The organism is Neisseria meningitidis (assembly GCF_022869645.1).
GTDB lineage: Bacteria > Pseudomonadota > Gammaproteobacteria > Burkholderiales > Neisseriaceae > Neisseria > Neisseria meningitidis.
Genome location: NZ_CP064367.1, coordinates 2,163,303 through 2,181,327 on the forward strand (window position 1 = coordinate 2,163,303; position 18,025 = coordinate 2,181,327).

Sequence of the window (18,025 nt, forward strand, 5' to 3'; positions counted from 1 at the left end):
TTCGCAAAGTTGCGATAAGCGGGGCGGGTGTCCGAGTGTGTCGTGATTTTGCGGAAATATAGTGGATTAACAAAAATCAGGACAAGGCGACGAAGCCGCAGACAGTACAAATAGTACGGCAAGGCGAGGCAACGCTGTACTGGTTTTTGTTAATCCACTATATCAACACATTATTCAAACACAGCCCGTATTTTTAACCGTCGTTCAGGCGGCGGATGCCGCCGTGTTCATCAGGCGCAAGGCTTTCAGACGGCATATTTCCTTTTGATATTCCGCTAGACCGACAAAGCGGCCGTTTTCCGTGTAAACGCGTACCGGCGTATCGGAAGGTAGGTCTTCCTCGAAACGCGGCCGCTGCCCGCAGCGGAGCATATGGACGGCATAATCGTTTAAAACGGTTTGGGGAAAATGGGCAACCAATACGTCGCAGGGCAGCAGCAGGCTGTCGCGTTCTGTTTCGTCCAAGTTTGCCAAGGCTTCGAGCGTGTGGCTTTGGGCGATGGTAAAGCCGGCGGTTTCGGTGCGGCGCAGGGCGGTCAGGTGGGCGAACGTGCCGATGTGTTTGGCGATGTCTTCGCTGAGGGTGCGGATATAGGTGCCTTTGCTGCAACGTACGTCGATGACGGCTTTGGGCGCGTCAAATTCGGCAATATCGATGGCGTAAACGGTAATGTCGCGCGCCTTGCGTTCGATGACGATGCCTTTGCGGGCGTATTCGTACAGCGGTTTACCTTCGTGCTTGAGCGCGGAAAACATCGGCGGCACTTGGCGGATGTTGCCTGTCAGTGCTTGGCAGGCCGTCTGAAATTCGGCTAAGGAAATATCGGCGCGGGCGGTGGCAACGATTTCGCCTTCGGCATCGCCCGTGCTGCTGGCTTCGCCGAGTTTCAGTGTGGCGGTGTAGGCTTTGTCGGCATTAATCAGATATTGGGCGAACTTGGTCGCTTCGCCGAAGCAGACGGGCAAAAGCCCGGTTGCCAAAGGATCGAGCACGCCGGTATGTCCGGCTTTTTCGGCGCGGAACAAGTGCCTCGTTTTTTGCAGGGCGGTGTTGCTGGAAAGGCCTTCGGGTTTGTCGAGAAGAAGAACGCCGTTGACCGGGCGTTTGGCGGGTTTATTGGTCATATTAATTAGGGAATATTAATGTTCAGACCGTCTGAAAGGGTTCGGACGGCCTGCGTGTCAGCTTAATTCTTCATTCAATAATTCACGAACAGAGTGTTTTTCATCAATTAGATCAACGCTGATTGCATCAAAGCCATTTCGTTTTAATGAGTCAAAACTAATGATTCGACCATCAATTAAGGGGACTTGTCCTTCAGAATTGACGAAATCTTCATATTCATCTTCATAGTCTATATTGTAATAAAGATGGATCAGAACTCGGTAAGTATACTCATCCAAATCAGTTAACGTTCTGTTTTGCTTTTGATTTGGACTATATTTGTCGCAAAACATAGCGTTATAGCCATGTTCCGCGCCATCAAACAATACGATTTCATCGCCGCTTACAGCTTCTACTGCCACAATTTTTACCGGAGCCTTATCAGTATCGGTCATCAATCCATCAAAAGGCTCTCCATAGTAACGGATGTGGAAAGTATCTCTACCTTGGCAGGATAATGAAAAGCAACGATGCACGCCTTCAATTTGCAGGCTGTCACTATGTGCATAGGCGGCTAAATGTTCGGGAATCAGATTGTTCATTTTAGCAGTATCAGTCTTCAACCGGTTTTTCCGCCGCCACTTGATCGATAAGGGCGGACAGGTTCAAACCGCGTTCCAACGATTCGTCGTATTTGAAATGCAGCTCGGGGATTTTGAACAGCTTGATGCGTTTGGCCAATTCGCTGCGGAGGTGTCCGCGTGCGTGTTCCAGCACTTCTTCCGTAATTTCGCGCGCATCTTGGTTTAAAACGGTGTAGAACACGGTGGCGTGGCTGTAATCGCGGGTAACTTCGACCTCGTTGACGGTGATGAAGCCGGCGCGGGGGTCTTTCAGTCCGGTACGGACGAGTTCGGCAAGCTCGCGCATGATTTGTTCTTTGACACGGTCTTGGCGGGCGTAGCCGCGTTGGGGTTTTCTCATGAATATCCTCAGATTTCAGATTTGGTTTCAGACGGCATTTTTGCCGCCGGGGCGGTTGCGAAAGGGCGTATTATAGCCTAATCGGCGGGATTTTAAGGTAATACATTGATAAGAACGGATATAGTTATTATACTTGGCAACCCGAACGGCACGTGCCGTTTTCTGTAACGCATACATTGTAAAGAAAGCCATGTCCAACGAAAACCGTACCTGTTCCTTTTGCGGAAAATCCAAATCACACGTCAAACATTTAATTGAGGGCGAAAACGCCTTTATCTGTGACGAATGCGTCTCAAACTGTATTGAAATATTGCATGAAGACGGAAATGACGGCACGCCTTCGGAAAGTGCCGGACAGACATCGGAAGAGCCCGGCAAGCTGCCCACGCCCGCCGAAATCGTCGCCAACCTCAACGACCACGTTATCGGTCAGGAACAAGCCAAGAAAGCCTTGGCGGTGTCGGTGTACAACCATTACAAACGCCTGCGCCACCCGAAAGCCGGAGCTAATGTCGAATTGTCGAAATCCAACATCCTGCTTATCGGCCCGACCGGATCGGGTAAAACCCTGCTGGCGCAATCTTTGGCGCGCAAACTGGATGTGCCGTTCGTGATGGCAGATGCAACCACGCTGACCGAAGCAGGTTATGTCGGCGAAGATGTCGAGCAAATCATCACCAAACTCTTGGGCAAATGTGATTTCGATGTCGAAAAAGCCCAGCGCGGCATTGTCTATATCGACGAAATCGATAAAATTTCACGCAAAAGCGACAACCCGTCGATTACCCGCGACGTATCTGGCGAAGGTGTGCAACAAGCCTTGTTGAAACTGATTGAAGGTACAGTGGCCAGCGTTCCGCCCCAAGGCGGCCGCAAGCATCCGAATCAGGAATTTATCAACGTCGATACCACCAACATCCTGTTTATCTGCGGCGGCGCGTTTGCAGGCTTGGAAAAAGTCATCCGCCAGCGTACTGAAAAAGGCGGTATCGGTTTCGGTGCGTCCGTTCACAGCAAGGACGAAAATGCCGACATTACCAAGCTGTTCGGCATCGTCGAACCGGAAGACTTGATTAAATTCGGTCTGATTCCGGAATTAATCGGACGTTTGCCCGTGATTGCAACACTAGAAGAACTGGATGAGGACGCGCTGATTAATATTTTGACCGAGCCGAAAAATGCTTTGGTCAAGCAGTATCAAGCCTTGTTCGGTATGGAAAATGTCGAGTTGGAATTTGAAGAAGGCGCATTGCGTTCCATCGCGCGTCAGGCAATGGAGCGCAAAACCGGCGCGCGCGGCCTGAGGTCCATCGTCGAACGCTGCCTGCTCGATACGATGTACCGCCTGCCTGATTTGCAAGGCTTGAAAAAAGTGGTGGTCGGTAAGGCAGTCATCGAAGAGGGCAGGGAACCGGAATTGGTGTTCGAGTCCTGATGGCAAACAAAACCGCTTCGGAACGTTGAACCACGTTTCCGAAGCGGTTTTTTGTTTTTGATGCCTAGGGGCGGTTTGCGGCGGCAAATTCCGTCAGCACGTGTTCCAAACGCCGCAAACCTTCCGCCGTATCCTCATCGTTCAACAGCAGCGAAGGCGCGAAACGCAATACGTCCGCACCCGCAACCAAAATCATCACGCCGTGTTTCAAGGCGGCGGCGGTTATTTCGGATGCGCGTCCGCGATAAGGCGCGTCCAACACGCAGCCGAGCAGCAGTCCCATCCCGCGAACCTGTGAGAACAAGCCTGTTTTCCTGCCCAAATCCAGCAATGCCGTCTGAAGTTTCTGCCCCTGGCTGCGGACGTTGTGCAAGGTTTCCGGCGCGTTGATGATGTCGAAGGCGCGGCTGCCGACCGCGCACGCCATCGGGTTGCCGCCGAAAGTCGAGCCATGCGTGCCCGGTTGGAAGGCGGCGGCAATCGTTTCTGTCGCCAGCATCGCGCCGATCGGAAAGCCGCAGCCCAAGGCTTTTGCCGAACTCAAAATATCGGGAACAACGCCGTAATGTTCATAGGCAAACAGCCTGCCCGTATGCCCCATCCCGGTTTGAACTTCGTCCAAAATCAACAACGCATTGTGCCGGTCGCACAGACGGCGCGCGGTTTGCAAATATTCCGCAGTGGCGGGCAGGATGCCGCTTTCGCCCTGTATCGGCTCGATGATGACCGCGCAGGTCTGTTCGCCGACGGCAGCTTCCAGCGCGGCAATATCGTTGAACGGAACGTGCGTAATGCCTTGCGGCAGGGGTGCATAATCCTTGCTGTATTTCGGCTGACCGCCGACGGACACGGTAAACAGCGTGCGTCCGTGAAAACTGTTGATACAGGCGACGATTTCGCTTTTTCCTCCGCCGAAACGGTCGCGGGCGTATTTCCTCGCCAGCTTCAACGCCGCCTCATTCGCTTCCGAGCCCGAGTTGCAGAAAAAAACCTTGTCGGCAAAACTGTTTGCAACCAATTTTTGCGCCAATTCCTGCGCCGGCCGCGTCGTATAGATATTGGAAATGTGCCACAGCTTGTGCATCTGCGCGTTTAAAGCATCGACAAGGGCAGGGTGGCAGTGTCCCAGCGCATTGACGGCGATGCCGCCTGAAAAATCAATATATTCACGCCCTTCCGTATCCCAAACGCGGCTGCCTGAAGCGCGTTCGGGAATCATCGGTGCAAAGGCGAAATTGGGGGTCAGATAGTTTTGCATAATTGCTCCTGATTGCGGTTTTGCTCGGGATTATGCACCGTTTTTCAAAGCAGATAAAGGGAAATTGCCGACAATATCGGGCAGCGGTAAAAATAAACCGAAATATTTTCAATCGGATAGATGGAAAATCAAAAAAAATTCGATAAAATGCTTGAGGCGCGGCAGCGTTTTGATTTAGAATCTCCCCAATATTTTTATCTTCAGACGGCATTTCATCATGCAAGGCAAAAAATTTACAACCGCTTATTGCTATTGGTACCACACAGACGTGCGGTACTTTTTTGCGCTTGCTTGAAATCCATCCCATACGCAAAACAGGCCGCTCGAAAACGGGGCGGCTTTTTTGTTACCTTCACACAGGTCGCCCGATTCGGCAACACACGACAGAATCAGGAAAATGACCATGAATGCAATGCCCCAAACCGCCGCACAAAACGAAACCCTGCACACTTGTAGCATTATTGTCGATGATGCACGGGATTTTTCCCCCATGCTTCTCGATGCAGGGCGGGACGACACACTCATCAGCGAATCGATGATTCCGCAAATCCGCACCGTTGCCGCCCTGATAGCCGCCGAACGGCACGATTTCAGCCGCAGCAGCCCCGCCGAGTTTACCGATGCCGCCGATTTTTTTGCCGCACGGATTTTGGTTTTGGGCGTGCGCCGCTTCCATCTGGACGTATCGCTGCTTCAGATTTTGAAAACCGCCAACAGCCGCGCCCGCCGTTTTGCCGAAAAACACCGCCTGTTTTTCACACCCGCGCAAGCCGAATTGAGCCTGAACAAACACAAAAACCGCCGCCTGCTGACCGTAGAAACCGAACACGAAGTCGAAAACAAAGGCAACCCAGTCGCCAACAGCCTCGCATTTGTCCGCAAACTGCACACCCTGCCCCTGTAAACATCACGATTTGCCGGCAGAATGCTTGCCAAAATTCCCGACGGCGATACAATAAAACCGATTTTCCACCCAAACAGGACACACATGAAAAAAATCATCGCCTCCGCGCTTATCGCAACATTCGCACTCGCCGCCTGCCAAGACGACGCGCAGGCGCGGCTCGAACAGCAGCAGAAACAGATTGAAGCCCTGCAACAGCAGCTCGCACAGCAGGCAGACGATACGGTTTACCAACTGACTCCCGAAGCAGTCAAAGACACCATTCCTGCCGAAGCACAGGCAAACGGCAACAACGGGCAACCCGTTACCGGTAAAGACGGGCAGCAGTATATTTACGACCAATCGACAGGAAGCTGGCTGCTGCAAAGCCTGGTCGGCGCGGCGGCAGGCGCGTTTATCGGCAACGCGCTGGCAAACAAATTCACACGGGCAGGCAACCAAGACAGTCCCGTCGCCCGGCGCGCGCGTGCCGCCTACCATCAGTCCGCACATCCCAATGCGCGCACCAGCAGGGATTTGAACACGCGCAGCCTCCGTGCAAAACAACAGGCGGCGCAGGCGCAGCGTTACCGCCCGACAACGCGCCCGCCCGCCAATTACCGCCGCCCCGCCATGCGCGGTTTCGGCAGAAGGCGGTAAATCCGGCGTGCCAATGCCGTCTGAAGGGCTTTCAGACGGCATTTTTGTATTTGTTAGGGACATTGTTATGTTGCCGTTTGATTTTTAGACGGCATTTTGTTTCCAAGAGTTTGATGTCGGGATGGCAATTCTGATTTACGTGCGTTGGCAGGGCGGCATTGTCATGCCGCCGTTGGGTTTTCAGACGGCATCATATCGAACCGTCAGGTCGTGGGGTGAGCATTCTTGCCCACCGTTGCAAGGGCGGGATTTTTTGGTGAACAGGAATGCCCACCCTGCATCTGAAACCCTTCTGCGTCATTCCCACGCAGGAAGGAATTTAGATATTTGAATTTACAGAAATTTTCAATCGTTGCCAAAGCGGAAAAGGGTTTTTATAGTGGATTAACAAAAATCAGGACAAGGCGACGAAGCCGCAGACAGTACAAATAGTACGGAACCGATTCACTTGGTGCTTCAGCACCTTAGAGAATCGTTCTCTTTGAGCTAAGGCGAGGCAACGCCGTACTGGTTTTTGTTAATCCACTATATTGCAGATTAATCCTTTGGGTATCAAAGCCGGGCGGTGCTGAAACATTGCAAAAATGCCGTCTGAAACTCGAAATCGGTTTCAGACGGCATTGGTTTATGCGGCAGGTTGGGGCTTAGCGGTCTTTGTAACGGCGTTCGCCTTTGCCTGCAAAAGAATCGCCGGCTTTGCGTTTGCCTTTGAAGCCTTCGCCGGTTTTTTTGAAACCGTCTCTCTTAAAGCCTTCTTTCTTGAAACCTTCGCCGCGCGTTTTGCCGCCGAAGCCTTCTTTGCTCGGTTTATGATCGCCGCGCCAACCGCCGGATTTACGATCGCCCCAGCCGCCTTTGCCTTTCGGCTTGCCGCCTGCGGATTTGCGTTTGCGGGTCGGTTCCATGCCTTCGATGGTCAGTTCGGGCAGTTTTCGGTTAATGTATTTTTCGATTTTGTGGACTTTGACGTATTCGTTCACTTCGGCAAACGTAATCGCAATACCCGTGCGGCCTGCGCGGCCGGTGCGCCCGATGCGGTGGACGTAGTCTTCCGCCTGTTTCGGCAGGTCGTAGTTGATAACGTGGGTAATGGTCGGTACGTCGATACCGCGTGCGGCAACGTCGGTGGCAACCAAAATTTTGCAGCGGCCTTTGCGCAAATCCATCAGCGTGCGGTTGCGCCAGCCTTGCGGCATATCGCCGTGCAGGCAGTTGGCGGCGAAACCTTTTTCGTACAATTCATCCGCGATGACTTCGGTCATGGCTTTGGTGGACGTGAAAATCACGCATTGATCGATGTCGGCATCGCGCAAGATATGATCGAGCAGGCGGTTTTTGTGGCGCATATCGTCGCAGTACAGCAGTTGTTCTTCGATTTTGCCTTGGTCGTCCACGCGTTCGACTTCGATGATTTCAGGGTCTTTGGTCAGTTTGCGCGCCAGTTTGCCGACCGCGCCGTCCCAAGTGGCGGAGAACAACAAAGTCTGACGGTCTTCCGGCGTGGCTTCGACGATGGTTTCGATGTCGTCGATAAAGCCCATATCCAACATACGGTCGGCTTCGTCCAAAATCAGCACTTCCAAGCGGGCGAAATCGACTTTGCCGCTTTGCATCAAGTCCATCAGACGGCCCGGCGTGGCGACAATCAGATCGACCGGTTTGCTCAGGGCGCGGGTTTGGTAGCCGAACGATGCACCACCGACGATGCTGACGGTACGGAACCAACGCATATTTTTGGCATACGCCAGCGCGTTTTTCTCGACTTGAGCCGCCAATTCGCGGGTCGGCGTCAACACCAACGCGCGCGGGCCTTTGCCCGGTTTTTCGCTGCGTTTGGTCAGTCGCTGCAAAGTCGGTAACAGAAAGGCGGCGGTTTTGCCGGAGCCGGTTTGCGCCGAAGCCATGATGTCGCGGCCTTCCAAAGCAAACGGAATGGCTTGCGCCTGAATCGGCGTCGGGCTTTCGTAACCCTCGCTGCTGACGGCGGACAAAATGTTTTTATCAAGGTTCAAATCGGCAAATTTAATAGACATGGCTATCCTTGGAAGACAACAACGCTCGCGTCCGAAAGGTTCAGACGGCCTGAAGCAGGGGAGGGTAACGATACGGGGAATGTGAAGTTACAGGGTTGTCGCAAGCGGCTTGCTTGTGGTTTACATCGACGGCAACCTGCACAGATACGCTTTGCAAAATCAAAGCAACAGAAGAAACGCGCCCGTAAGGGCGGTTTAGGTTGGAAGGCGATGGCTTCGTATGACAAGATAAGCGACGGATGGTATAGGGTTTGCCCGAAACGGTCAAGCAATCGGGCGTTAATTACAGTAAAATTGCCGTTTTCCACTTTATTCCGCCTGAAACCAATGACCGACATCACACCGTTTGCCAACCGCTTGGGCAAAAACATCAAACACCTTATGAAATGGGCGAAACGCAACGGCATCGAAGCCTGGCGCATTTACGACCGCGACATCCCCCAATTCCCCTTTGCTGTCGATGTTTACGGCGACCAAATCCACCTTCAGGAATACGATACCGGCTGGCTGATGCGGTCCGAAGAATACGAAGCGTGGCTTGCCGAAGTCTTGGAAGCCGTCGCCTTCGTTACCGGTTTTGCGCCCGAACAAATCCGCCTCAAACGCCGCGAACGCCAAAAAGGTTTGCAGCAATACGAAAAAACCGGCAAGGCGGGCGACGATTTCGTCATCACCGAAAACGGCCGCAAGTTTTGGGTCAACCTTGATAAGTATTTGGATACGGGGCTTTTTTTGGATCATCGAAACACGCGCAAAAAAGTCGGCGAAACGGCGGCGGGCAAACGTTTTTTAAACCTGTTTTCCTACACCGGCAGCTTCACTGTCTATGCCGCCACCGGCGGCGCGGCATCCAGCGAAACTGTCGATTTGTCCAACACTTATCTCGATTGGGCGAGACGCAATTTTGAATTGAACGGCATCGATACGGAACGGCACAAAATCGTCCGCGCCGACGTGTTCCAATATCTTCAGACGGCATATGGGGAAGGCAGGCAGTTCGACCTCATTGTGATGGATCCGCCCAGTTTTTCCAACAGCAAGAAAATGTCCGACATCCTCGACATTCAGCGCGATCACAAAAAGCTGATTGACGGCGCGGTGAAGCTGCTCGCTTCAGACGGCATTTTGTACTTTTCCAACAACCTGCGCAGCTTCGTCTTAGACGACTTGGTATCGGAACAATACGCCGTCAAAGACATTTCCAAACAATCCGTTCCCGAAGATTTCCGCAACAAAAAAATCCATCGGTGCTGGGAAATCCGCCACAAATCTTAAGGGTGCGAAAAAGCCGCCGGAATCTTCCGGCGGCTTTTTCGATTGCGCTTTATCAGGCGATAGAGGCTTCGACAAAGGCGGTCAGCTGACCTTTTGCCAATGCGCCGACTTTGGTGGCGACGACGTCGCCGTTTTTGAACACCATCAGGGTCGGAATGCCGCGCACGCCGAAACGGGACGGGGTGGCTTCGTTGTCGTCGATGTTGATTTTGACTACTTTCAGACGGCCTTCAAATTCGGCGGCAATGTCGTCCAAAATCGGGGCAATCATTTTGCACGGGCCGCACCACGGAGCCCAAAAGTCCAGCAGGACGGGGAGGTCGGATTTCAAAACATCTTGCTCGAAGGCGGCATCGCCGGTGTGTACGATCAATTCGCTGCTCATTATTTTTCCTTTTCGGTTGGGATTGGCACGATAGCGTGCAGGATAGGGCTTGGGCATAAAAATTTCAAGTGGGCGGGCGGGATAATAGTTTTTCTGTACCGCCCCAATCGCCTTTGCAAATTCTAAAAAAACGGTTCGGACAGTATTTTATTTTTGAAAATTACTTTTATTATCAAAATGTAAGGAATGTTTTTGAAGCTGTACAGAAACGCACGGGCGGTGTATGCTCCGTTTAAATAGATTCTTAAAGTATGAATGTTCAAAACCAAACCCGAAACCCTATAAATAAAAGGAACCCTGCCATGACTGATTTTTCCGTTTGGGAAACTGCTCCCTTTGGTGCAACCGTCGATCATATCCTGCAACGCTACCACAATGTACACCGTGCACAATTTGAAGAATTGGTGCCGCTGGCGCAAAAAGTGGCCCAAGTTCATGCCGATACCTTTCCGGCGGAAATTGCCGAGCTGCTTGCCTATATGCAGAACGAACTGCTGATGCATATGATGAAAGAGGAAAGGATGCTGTTTCCGATGATTAATCAGGGTGTCGGTCGGGGTGCGGCGATGCCCATCAGCGTGATGATGCACGAACATGAAGAACACGACCGCGCCATCGCAAGGCTCAAAGAGCTGACCGATAATTTCCAAGCGCCCGAAGGAGCCTGCGGAAGCTGGACGCGGCTTTACGCTTTGGCCAAAGAAATGGTGGAGGATTTGAACGACCACATTCATTTGGAAAACGATATTTTGTTTGCCCGCGTACTCGATTCTTAAGGGATAGGAGCCGGATATGTCAATGCCGTCTGAAACACGGTTTTCCGCTTCAGACGGCATTTCCACGTTTCAGCCCAACAATTCGGGCGGAATGCGGCACACGGGAATCGGGTTGATTTTGTGCTGCATCGCGCGGTGCAGCCGCGTATAGATTTCCAGAACTTCGCGCTGCCGCCCTTCAAAATCTTCGGGTTTGCGCGTGCCGTACACGCCCATTGCCCACTCCAGTTCGGGATAGCTTGCGCCCATCTGTTCTTCGTCGGTGCGTTCCGTATCCCACAGGCCGTCGGTCGGCGGGGCTTTTTGAATCGCCTCGTCCACGCCCAATGCTTCGGCAAGCCGGTAAACCTGGGTTTTGGTCAGGTCGGCAATCGGGCTGATGTCCACGCCGCCGTCGCCGTATTTGGTAAAAAATCCTACACCGAAATCTTCAATTTTGTTACCTGTCCCCGTAACCAGTAGTCCGTGTATCTGCCCGTAGTAGTACAGGGTCAGCATACGCAGGCGGCTTCTGGCGTTGGCGAGGGAAAGCGGCTGATTGTCAAATGCCGTCTGATGAACGCCGACGGTTTGTTCAAAGGTCTGGAAGGTGTCGGTCAGATCGACCGTTTGTGCGCTTACATTGGCATATTGCCGTTGCAGATTGCGGATGTGCAGCCTTGCCCGCTCAAGCTGGTCGGGGTGTTGGCGTATCGGCATATCCAGAAGCAGCGTGGTGCGGCCGGTGCGGGCGGCGAGTGCGGAGACGACGGCGGAATCGATGCCGCCGGAAACGCCCACGACAAACCCTTTTGCATTTGCCCGGGCGGCGTATTCGTCCAACCATCGGACAATATGTGTGATAACTGCCTGCGTATCCATTTTTCCTCCTGTCGAAAATATCCGCATCATAGCTTGTCGGCGGTGTAATTTGAATAGATTGAGGGCGGGTTGATGAATATTTTTCCCATTCCCCGCTTAAAAAAGTCATACGGGAAAAGGCGGGCGGCAAGATGGCGCGTGTTATAATATTGTTGACAATTTAGGCGGACTAATACCGCCTTAGGCTTCAAAACATATTCATATTTTTTATTATTTGATTGATTCTATGTCTGATTTTTTTCATTCTGACGTGTTGTCCGTTTCCGAGTTGAACGCATTTGCCAAAAGTCTTTTGGAAAACCACCTTGCCGGCCTGTGGATTGCGGGCGAAGTGTCCAACCTGACCCGTGCCGCCAGCGGACATTATTATTTCTCGCTCAAAGACAGCCGCGCGCAGGTGCGTTGCGCGATGTTCAAAGGTGCGGCGGCGCGTTTGGCGAAGCCTTTGAAAGAAGGCGACCATATCGAAGTATCAGGAAAAATCAGTATTTACGAGGCGCGGGGCGAATTTCAAATTACCGTGAATGAGGTGCGGCTCAAAGGTTTGGGGCAGCTTTACGAAGCCTACGAGCGGTTGAAGGCACAGTTGCAGGCGGAAGGCGCGTTTGCGGCGGAACGCAAAAAGCCGTTGCCTACCCGTCCGCAATGTATCGGCATCGTCACCAGCCTGGCAGCAGCGGCATTGCGCGATGTCGTTACCACCTTGAAACGCCGCGCGCCCGAAATTCCCGTTATCGTTTATCCGACACCTGTTCAAGGCGCAGGCAGCGAGTTACAAATTGCCCAAGCGATTAAAACCGCCTCGCAACGCGCCGAATGCGACGTGTTGATTGTCTGTCGCGGCGGCGGCAGCATTGAAGACTTGTGGGCGTTTAACGAAGAACCGGTCGTGCGCGCAATCGAAGCCTGCACGGTTCCCGTCGTCAGTGGCGTGGGACACGAAACCGATTTTACGCTTGCCGATTTTGTCGCCGACGTGCGCGCGCCCACGCCGACCGGTGCGGCGGAGCTGGTCAGCCCCAACCGCCAAGAATCGCTACATCGTCTCGCTCAGGCGCAAGGCCGTCTGAAAACCGTTTTGGAACAACGCTATTTCGATGCCAGCCAAAAACTCGACTGGCTTGCGCGGCAAATCCGTCATCCGCGCCAAAAACTTGATGAGCAGCGCGCTTCAATCGGCAAGCTGGCGCAAACGCTGTCTTACTCGATGAAGCAAAACCTCCGTGCCCACACCGCCCGTTTTGAACGCCAAACCCAAGCCCTGCAACATTACCGTCCTGATGTTTCCGTTTGCAAAAACAACATCGTCCGCCTTCAGACGGCATTGCCCGCCGCCTTCAGCCAACTGCTTACCCACCGCCGCCAAAGCCTGACCGCCCAAGCCGCATTGCTCGAAGCCGTTTCGCCGCAGCACATTCTGGAGCGCGGCTTTTCCGTCGTCAAAAACACACGCGGACAAGTCATCCGCAACGCCGATGTTTTGAAGCAGGGGCAGAAGCTGCACATTACCTTCGCCGACGGCGAAACCGACGTGCGCGTAAGCAAAGAACAAGGGCAGCAGGATTTGTTCGATTGCATTTAAACCCAATCGGAAAAACCGCTCCCCCTCCGCCGTCATTCCCGCAAAAGCGGGAGTCCGGAAGCGGAAAGCCGCCGGGGTTTATCAGAAATGACTGAAATTCAAAAAACCGTATTCCCGCCTGCGCGGGAATGACGATTGATACGTTTCGATATAGTGGATTAACAAAAATCAGGACAAGGCGACGAAGCCGCAGACAGTACAAATAGTACGGAATCGATTCACTTGGTGCTTCAGCACCTTAGAGAATCGTTCTCTTTGAGCTAAGGCGAGGCAACGACGTACTGGTTTTTGTTAATCCACTATAATTTATTGAAGATGGCTGAAATTGAAAGTTACAGAAATTTATAAACAAAAAACAGCAACATGCCACCGTCATTCCCGCGAAAGCGGGAATCCGGAAGCGAAAAGTGGTGGGAATGTATTAGAAATGACTGAAACTCAAAAAACCGGATTCCCGCCTACGCGGGAATGACGAGTCAGAAGTTACTCGAAACTTAAAAAACCGAAATCGAACGAATTGGATGGATTCCCGCCTGCGCGGGAATGACGATTGATACGTTTCGATAATTTATTGAAGATGGCTGAAATCCAAAGTTACAGAAATTTATAAACAAAAAACAGCAACCCGCCGCCGTCATTCCCGCGAAAGCGGGAATCCAGTCCCTTGACCTTAAGATAATCTTTAATTCGTCATTCCTGAAAAAGCGGGAATCCGGAAGCGAAAAGTGGTGGGAATGTATTAGAAATGACTGAAACTCAAAAAACCGGATTCCCGCCTACGCGGGAATGACGAGTCAGAAGTGACTCGAAACTTAAAAAACCGAAATCGAACGAACTGGATGGATTCCCGCCTGCGCGGGAATGACGATTGATACGTTTCGATAATTTATTGAAGATGGCTGAAATCCAAAGTTACAGAAATTTATAAACAAAAAACAGCAACCCGCCGCCGTCATTCCCGCAAAAGCGGGAATCCAGTCCCTTGACCTTAAGATAATCTTTAATTCGTCATTCCCGCAAAAGCGGGAATCCGGAAGCGAAAAGCCGCAGGAATTTGTCGGAAAAAACAGAAACCTTTCCGTACACCCGAAATGTTTCAGACGGCGCATCTTGGGGCGGATAAAAACCCGACCCGATATTTTTTTATAATTTTCAATAAGTTTCCATTGAGCAAATGAAATTTTATTTTTCAACTGACAGAAAGAGGATGTTATGAAGTTTTTAGACCGTGAGGCAAGCATTGCCAAGCCGGGTTTCAACCGTTGGCTCGTACCGCCCGCAGCATTGGCGGTACACCTTGCCATCGGGCAGATTTACGCCTATTCCGTATTCAACGCGCCGCTGACCAAACTTATCGGCATAACCGAATCGGCGGCCGGAGATTGGAAGCTGACGACCGTAGGTTGGATTTTCAGTATCGCACTCGCGATGCTGGGCGCGTCGGCCGCCCTGTTCGGTACGTGGATGGAACGGGTAGGGCCGCGCAAAGCCATATTTGCCGCCGCCTGCTGTTTCAGCCTGGGCTTCTTCGTATCCGCATTCGGCGTGCGTACGCACAACCTCTTCCTGCTCTATTTGGGCAACGGCGTCATCGGCGGCGTAGGCTTGGGTTTGGGCTACATCGGGCCGGTTTCCACACTGATGAAATGGTTTCCCGACAAGCCGGGTATGGCGACCGGTTTGGCGATTATGGGTTTCGGTGGCGGCGCAATGCTGGCCTCGCCGCTTTCCGTATCACTGATGAACACCTTTTCAAACGCTACTTCGGTTGGGGTTGCCGAAACCTTCGCCGTATTGGGTCTGCTTTACCTCGCACTGATGATGTTCGGCGCGTTTACCATCCGCGTACCTGCCGACGGCTGGAAACCTGAAGGCTATACCGCGCCGAAAACGCAAAACAAGCTGGTCAGCAGCAATCATGTCAACGTGTCCCAAGCCATGAAAACGCCGCAGTTTTGGCTGTTGTTCTGGGTATTGTGCCTGAACGTAACTGCCGGCATCGGCGTATTGGGTCAGGCATCCGTGATGATTCAGGAACTCTTTTCCGAAACCTCCATAGGCAGGCAGGCGGCAGTCGGCGCAGGTGCGGCGGCAGGCTTCGTCAGCCTCCTGAGCCTGTTTAACATGGGCGGACGCTTTTTGTGGTCGAGCGTTTCCGACAAAATCGGACGCAAAAACACCTACACCATCTTCTTCGTACTCGGTTCGCTGCTGTATTTCGCCGTTCCCTCCATCGGCGAGGGCGGCAGCAAAGCCCTGTTCATCATCGGCTTTTGCGTGATTATTTCCATGTACGGCGGCGGATTTGCCGCCATTCCCGCCTACCTGAAAGACCTGTTCGGCACCTATCAGGTCGGCGCGATTCACGGACGCATCCTGCTGGCCTGGTCAACCGCCGCCGTCATCGGCCCGGTACTGGTCAATTACATACGCCAAAGCCAAATCGACAGCGGCATACCGGCGGCACAGGCATACAGCGTAACCATGTACATCATGGCGGGTCTGCTGATTATCGGTTTGTTGTGCAACCTCGCCGTCAAATCCGTACACGAAAAACACCACGAAAAAGACATCAAAACCGCCGCACACAGCGGCAACCCCGATGACGAAACCGCCATATCCGACGCTTACCTTGTGGGCGAAAAAGTTTCCGGCGGCGGCATATCGGTCTGGTGGCGTTGGGCATTGGCCGTCATACCGCTCGCCTACGGCGTGGTGATGATCTTTGTCAAAGCACTCGACCTTTTCTCCTGAAAACGCCCGAACAAAATGCCGTCTGAAACAGCAGATGTTTCAGACGGCATTTTTGTGTTTTGGCGGGTTTAGGCTTTTTTGCGGCGGTATTCGCCCGGCAGCAGCATTTCCGCCCATTTGAGGATGTTGGCGACTTCGGCGGGGTTGAGTTCGTAGAACTGCCCGCGTTTGAGGCGGTTGGGCAGTCCGATGGGGCCGAAGCCGACGCGCACGAGGCGGCTGACGGTGAGTCCTTGGCTTTCAAAAATGCGGCGCACTTCGCGGTTGCGGCCTTCTTTAATCACGACGTTGTACCATTTGTTCGCGCCTTCGCCGCCTTGTTCGCGGATGCGTTCGACTTTTGCCAAGCCGTCTTCGAGCATCACGCCTTCTTCGGTGAGGACGCGCATTTGTTCGCCGGTCAGCCCGCCCAGTACGCGCACGGCGTATTCGCGTTCGACTTCGAAGCTGGGGTGGGCGAAACGTTGGACGAGTTCGCCGGAGGTGGTGAGAATCAGAAGTCCGCTGGTGTTGATGTCCAAGCGTCCGATGGCGACCCAGCGGCTGCTGGCGGCCTGCGGCAGGCGGTCGAATATGCTGACGCGGCCTTGCGGGTCGTCGCGGGAAACGATTTCGCCTTCTTGTTTGTAATATAGGATGATGCGCGGCAGGCGGTCGGCCCATTTGAGTTTGATGATGCTGCCTTTGACGGTAACGTGGTCGTCGGGGGTGACTTTGTCGCCCAGTTGAGCGGTTTTGCCGTTGACCGTTACCCAGCCGTTGTTGATCCATTCTTCCATTTCGCGGCGCGAGCCGACGCCGGACGCGGCAAGCACTTTTTGCAGGCGTTCGGGTTCCATGCGCGATAGGTCGCTGCGGCGTTCTTTTAAATCGCGCGCGTGTTCCATAATTTTTTGGTTGGGATTGCGGACGACGAGTTTTTTGGCTTTGGCGGCGCGCTGTTTGGGGAGGTTTTGAGGTTTGATGCCGTCTGAAGCTTTTTGTCCGTAAGGTTGGGATGCGGTTTTGTCCGTTTCGTCTTTGGGACGGGCTTTGCTTTTGAACGGTTTGGCGGTTTTCTTGGCAGACGGGGCTGCGCCGTCGCGCCATTGGCGTTTGCTGGTGGGCTGTTTGGACATCATTTTTCCTAACTCGCTTGATAAAGCGGTTCTTCTGCGGCGTATGCGGCAGGACGGGTTGATAAAATGCCGTCCTCAGTCGGACGGTTCGATATTGTACCTGATGCGGCGGTTTTGCGGATGAAATCGTCGCTGCGGCTTTGGGGACAAAGTTTGTGCAACGGTTGAAATCGGTTTGCGTGCGGGGGTAGAATCTTTCAAATAACAAGAGGAGCGGTAAATGGATTTGCACAATATTCGGGAAGATTACAGCAAACGGGAATTGTCGGAAGGCGATTGCGCCGACAATCCGATCGAGCAGTTCGAGCGGTGGTTGGACGAGGCGGTACGCGCACAGGTTAACGAGCCGACGGCGGTTAATGTGGCGGCGGTCGACGGACGCGGCAGACCCAACAGCCGTATGGTGCTGCTGAAGGAAGTTAATTCTGAAGGTTTTGTTTTCTTTACGAATTATCACAGCCGCAAGGGGCGTTCGCTGGATGCTCATCCATTTGCGGCGATGACGTTTTTTTGGCCGGAGCTGGAGCGTCAGGTGCGCGTGGAAGGGCGTGTTGAAAGGCTGGCGGAGAAATTGTCGGACGAATATTTTGAGAGCCGCCCGTATCAGAGCCGTTTGGGTGCGTGGGCAAGCGCGCAGAGCGAAGTGATTCCGAACAAGGCGGTATTGGTGGCAAAGGCGGCGGCGGTCGGACTCAAACATCCTTTGCACGTGCCGCGTCCGCCGCATTGGGGCGGCTATATTGTGATTCCCGATTTGATTGAGTTTTGGCAGGGCAGGCCGAGCAGGCTGCACGACCGCATCCAATACCGTTTGCTGGATGGCGGCTGGATACGCGAGCGGCTGTCGCCTTGAACAGGAAAAAACATATGCCGTCTGAAAACAGGAATCGGGTTTCAGACGGCATTTTTTCACGGG

Annotated in this window: 17 protein-coding genes; 8 read left to right on the forward strand and 9 right to left on the reverse strand. The window is 53.0% G+C overall.

The features are described 5' to 3' along the window. Positions 1 to 204 precede the first annotated feature (204 nt). Genes truB through rbfA form a run of 3 tightly spaced genes read right to left on the reverse strand, consistent with a single transcriptional unit; the run spans position 205 to position 2,089 of the window. Positions 205 to 1,125, reverse strand: coding sequence for a tRNA pseudouridine(55) synthase TruB (truB, locus tag IUJ45_RS10825; RefSeq protein ID WP_002237090.1), 921 nt, complete (start codon positions 1,123 to 1,125; stop codon positions 205 to 207). 57 nt (positions 1,126 to 1,182) lie between these two features. Then, positions 1,183 to 1,707 (reverse strand): hypothetical protein, encoded by a 525-nt coding sequence (locus tag IUJ45_RS10830; protein WP_002237089.1) that lies wholly within the window; start codon positions 1,705 to 1,707, stop codon positions 1,183 to 1,185. Positions 1,708 to 1,717: 10 nt separating this feature from the next. Continuing rightward, entirely contained in the window at positions 1,718 to 2,089 is a 372-nt protein-coding gene (gene rbfA, locus IUJ45_RS10835; protein ID WP_002219120.1) for a 30S ribosome-binding factor RbfA, read from the reverse strand. Between the two features lie 190 nt (positions 2,090 to 2,279). Between rbfA and clpX the strand changes: the two genes are divergently transcribed. Then, a complete protein-coding gene (gene clpX, locus IUJ45_RS10840; RefSeq protein ID WP_082308590.1) occupies positions 2,280 to 3,524 on the forward strand; it encodes an ATP-dependent Clp protease ATP-binding subunit ClpX in 1,245 nt (414 codons plus the stop codon). Positions 3,525 to 3,588: 64 nt separating this feature from the next. Here the strand turns inward: clpX and IUJ45_RS10845 are convergent, their stop codons facing one another. Then, complete coding sequence (locus IUJ45_RS10845) at positions 3,589 to 4,782, reverse strand: aspartate aminotransferase family protein (protein WP_002246941.1); 1,194 nt, start codon at positions 4,780 to 4,782, stop codon at positions 3,589 to 3,591. A gap of 403 nt (positions 4,783 to 5,185) precedes the next feature. Here IUJ45_RS10845 and IUJ45_RS10850 point away from each other — a divergent pair, with 403 nt between their 5' ends. Beyond that, the gene (locus tag IUJ45_RS10850) at positions 5,186 to 5,686 is read left to right on the forward strand and encodes a hypothetical protein (protein WP_002235894.1); all 501 of its coding nucleotides are present in this window, start codon (positions 5,186 to 5,188) and stop codon (positions 5,684 to 5,686) included. An 84-nt stretch (positions 5,687 to 5,770) separates the two neighbouring features. Beyond that, on the forward strand, positions 5,771 to 6,325 hold the full coding sequence (locus IUJ45_RS10855; RefSeq protein ID WP_002245974.1) for a hypothetical protein: 555 nt from the start codon (positions 5,771 to 5,773) through the stop codon (positions 6,323 to 6,325). 644 nt (positions 6,326 to 6,969) lie between these two features. On the opposite strand, the gene IUJ45_RS10860 is transcribed toward IUJ45_RS10855, so the two are convergent. After that, complete coding sequence (locus IUJ45_RS10860; RefSeq protein ID WP_002237086.1) at positions 6,970 to 8,358, reverse strand: DEAD/DEAH box helicase; 1,389 nt, start codon at positions 8,356 to 8,358, stop codon at positions 6,970 to 6,972. A gap of 327 nt (positions 8,359 to 8,685) precedes the next feature. On the opposite strand from IUJ45_RS10860, the gene IUJ45_RS10865 reads away from it, so the two are divergent. Continuing rightward, on the forward strand, positions 8,686 to 9,633 hold the full coding sequence (locus IUJ45_RS10865; protein ID WP_002237085.1) for a class I SAM-dependent methyltransferase: 948 nt from the start codon (positions 8,686 to 8,688) through the stop codon (positions 9,631 to 9,633). Between the two features lie 52 nt (positions 9,634 to 9,685). Here the strand turns inward: IUJ45_RS10865 and trxA are convergent, their stop codons facing one another. Next, entirely contained in the window at positions 9,686 to 10,018 is a 333-nt protein-coding gene (gene trxA / locus IUJ45_RS10870; protein ID WP_002245975.1) for a thioredoxin TrxA, read from the reverse strand. 302 nt (positions 10,019 to 10,320) lie between these two features. Between trxA and dnrN the strand changes: the two genes are divergently transcribed. Continuing rightward, complete coding sequence (gene dnrN, locus IUJ45_RS10875; protein WP_002229581.1) at positions 10,321 to 10,794, forward strand: iron-sulfur cluster repair protein DnrN; 474 nt, start codon at positions 10,321 to 10,323, stop codon at positions 10,792 to 10,794. Positions 10,795 to 10,863: 69 nt separating this feature from the next. Here the strand turns inward: dnrN and nadE are convergent, their stop codons facing one another. Continuing rightward, complete coding sequence (gene nadE, locus IUJ45_RS10880; RefSeq protein ID WP_002229591.1) at positions 10,864 to 11,685, reverse strand: NAD(+) synthase; 822 nt, start codon at positions 11,683 to 11,685, stop codon at positions 10,864 to 10,866. 196 nt (positions 11,686 to 11,881) lie between these two features. Here nadE and xseA point away from each other — a divergent pair, with 196 nt between their 5' ends. After that, complete coding sequence (gene xseA / locus IUJ45_RS10885; RefSeq protein ID WP_002229594.1) at positions 11,882 to 13,237, forward strand: exodeoxyribonuclease VII large subunit; 1,356 nt, start codon at positions 11,882 to 11,884, stop codon at positions 13,235 to 13,237. Positions 13,238 to 14,449: 1,212 nt separating this feature from the next. Further along, entirely contained in the window at positions 14,450 to 15,991 is a 1,542-nt protein-coding gene (locus IUJ45_RS10890) for an L-lactate MFS transporter (protein WP_002246979.1), read from the forward strand. Positions 15,992 to 16,059: 68 nt separating this feature from the next. Here the strand turns inward: IUJ45_RS10890 and IUJ45_RS10895 are convergent, their stop codons facing one another. Continuing rightward, positions 16,060 to 17,109: a pseudouridine synthase gene (locus IUJ45_RS10895; protein ID WP_002237082.1), complete on the reverse strand. Its 1,050-nt coding sequence runs from the start codon at positions 17,107 to 17,109 to the stop codon at positions 16,060 to 16,062. A gap of 8 nt (positions 17,110 to 17,117) precedes the next feature. Then, positions 17,118 to 17,270 carry a hypothetical protein gene (locus tag IUJ45_RS10900; protein WP_164715313.1) on the reverse strand — a complete coding sequence of 51 codons (153 nt, stop codon included), beginning with the start codon at positions 17,268 to 17,270 and terminating at the stop codon, positions 17,118 to 17,120. A gap of 59 nt (positions 17,271 to 17,329) precedes the next feature. Between IUJ45_RS10900 and pdxH the strand changes: the two genes are divergently transcribed. After that, positions 17,330 to 17,962, forward strand: a complete 633-nt coding sequence (gene pdxH, locus IUJ45_RS10905; RefSeq protein ID WP_002219133.1) for a pyridoxamine 5'-phosphate oxidase — start codon at positions 17,330 to 17,332, stop codon at positions 17,960 to 17,962. Positions 17,963 to 18,025: the final 63 nt, after the last annotated feature.

Bases quoted from the DNA above. Each gene is read 5' to 3' on its own strand.
- xseA (WP_002229594.1), top strand. From the start codon at position 11,882: ATGTCTGATTTTTTTCATTCTGACGTGTTGTCCGTTTCCGAGTTGAAC.
- trxA (WP_002245975.1), bottom strand. From the start codon at position 10,018: ATGAGCAGCGAATTGATCGTACACACCGGCGATGCCGCCTTCGAGCAA.
- IUJ45_RS10850 (WP_002235894.1), top strand. From the start codon at position 5,186: ATGAATGCAATGCCCCAAACCGCCGCACAAAACGAAACCCTGCACACT.
- clpX (WP_082308590.1), top strand. From the start codon at position 2,280: ATGTCCAACGAAAACCGTACCTGTTCCTTTTGCGGAAAATCCAAATCA.
- IUJ45_RS10865 (WP_002237085.1), top strand. From the start codon at position 8,686: ATGACCGACATCACACCGTTTGCCAACCGCTTGGGCAAAAACATCAAA.
- rbfA (WP_002219120.1), bottom strand. From the start codon at position 2,089: ATGAGAAAACCCCAACGCGGCTACGCCCGCCAAGACCGTGTCAAAGAA.
- IUJ45_RS10890 (WP_002246979.1), top strand. From the start codon at position 14,450: ATGAAGTTTTTAGACCGTGAGGCAAGCATTGCCAAGCCGGGTTTCAAC.
- IUJ45_RS10860 (WP_002237086.1), bottom strand. From the start codon at position 8,358: ATGTCTATTAAATTTGCCGATTTGAACCTTGATAAAAACATTTTGTCC.
- pdxH (WP_002219133.1), top strand. From the start codon at position 17,330: ATGGATTTGCACAATATTCGGGAAGATTACAGCAAACGGGAATTGTCG.
- IUJ45_RS10895 (WP_002237082.1), bottom strand. From the start codon at position 17,109: ATGTCCAAACAGCCCACCAGCAAACGCCAATGGCGCGACGGCGCAGCC.
- truB (WP_002237090.1), bottom strand. From the start codon at position 1,125: ATGACCAATAAACCCGCCAAACGCCCGGTCAACGGCGTTCTTCTTCTC.
- IUJ45_RS10855 (WP_002245974.1), top strand. From the start codon at position 5,771: ATGAAAAAAATCATCGCCTCCGCGCTTATCGCAACATTCGCACTCGCC.
- nadE (WP_002229591.1), bottom strand. From the start codon at position 11,685: ATGATGCGGATATTTTCGACAGGAGGAAAAATGGATACGCAGGCAGTT.
- IUJ45_RS10830 (WP_002237089.1), bottom strand. From the start codon at position 1,707: ATGAACAATCTGATTCCCGAACATTTAGCCGCCTATGCACATAGTGAC.
- dnrN (WP_002229581.1), top strand. From the start codon at position 10,321: ATGACTGATTTTTCCGTTTGGGAAACTGCTCCCTTTGGTGCAACCGTC.
- IUJ45_RS10845 (WP_002246941.1), bottom strand. From the start codon at position 4,782: ATGCAAAACTATCTGACCCCCAATTTCGCCTTTGCACCGATGATTCCC.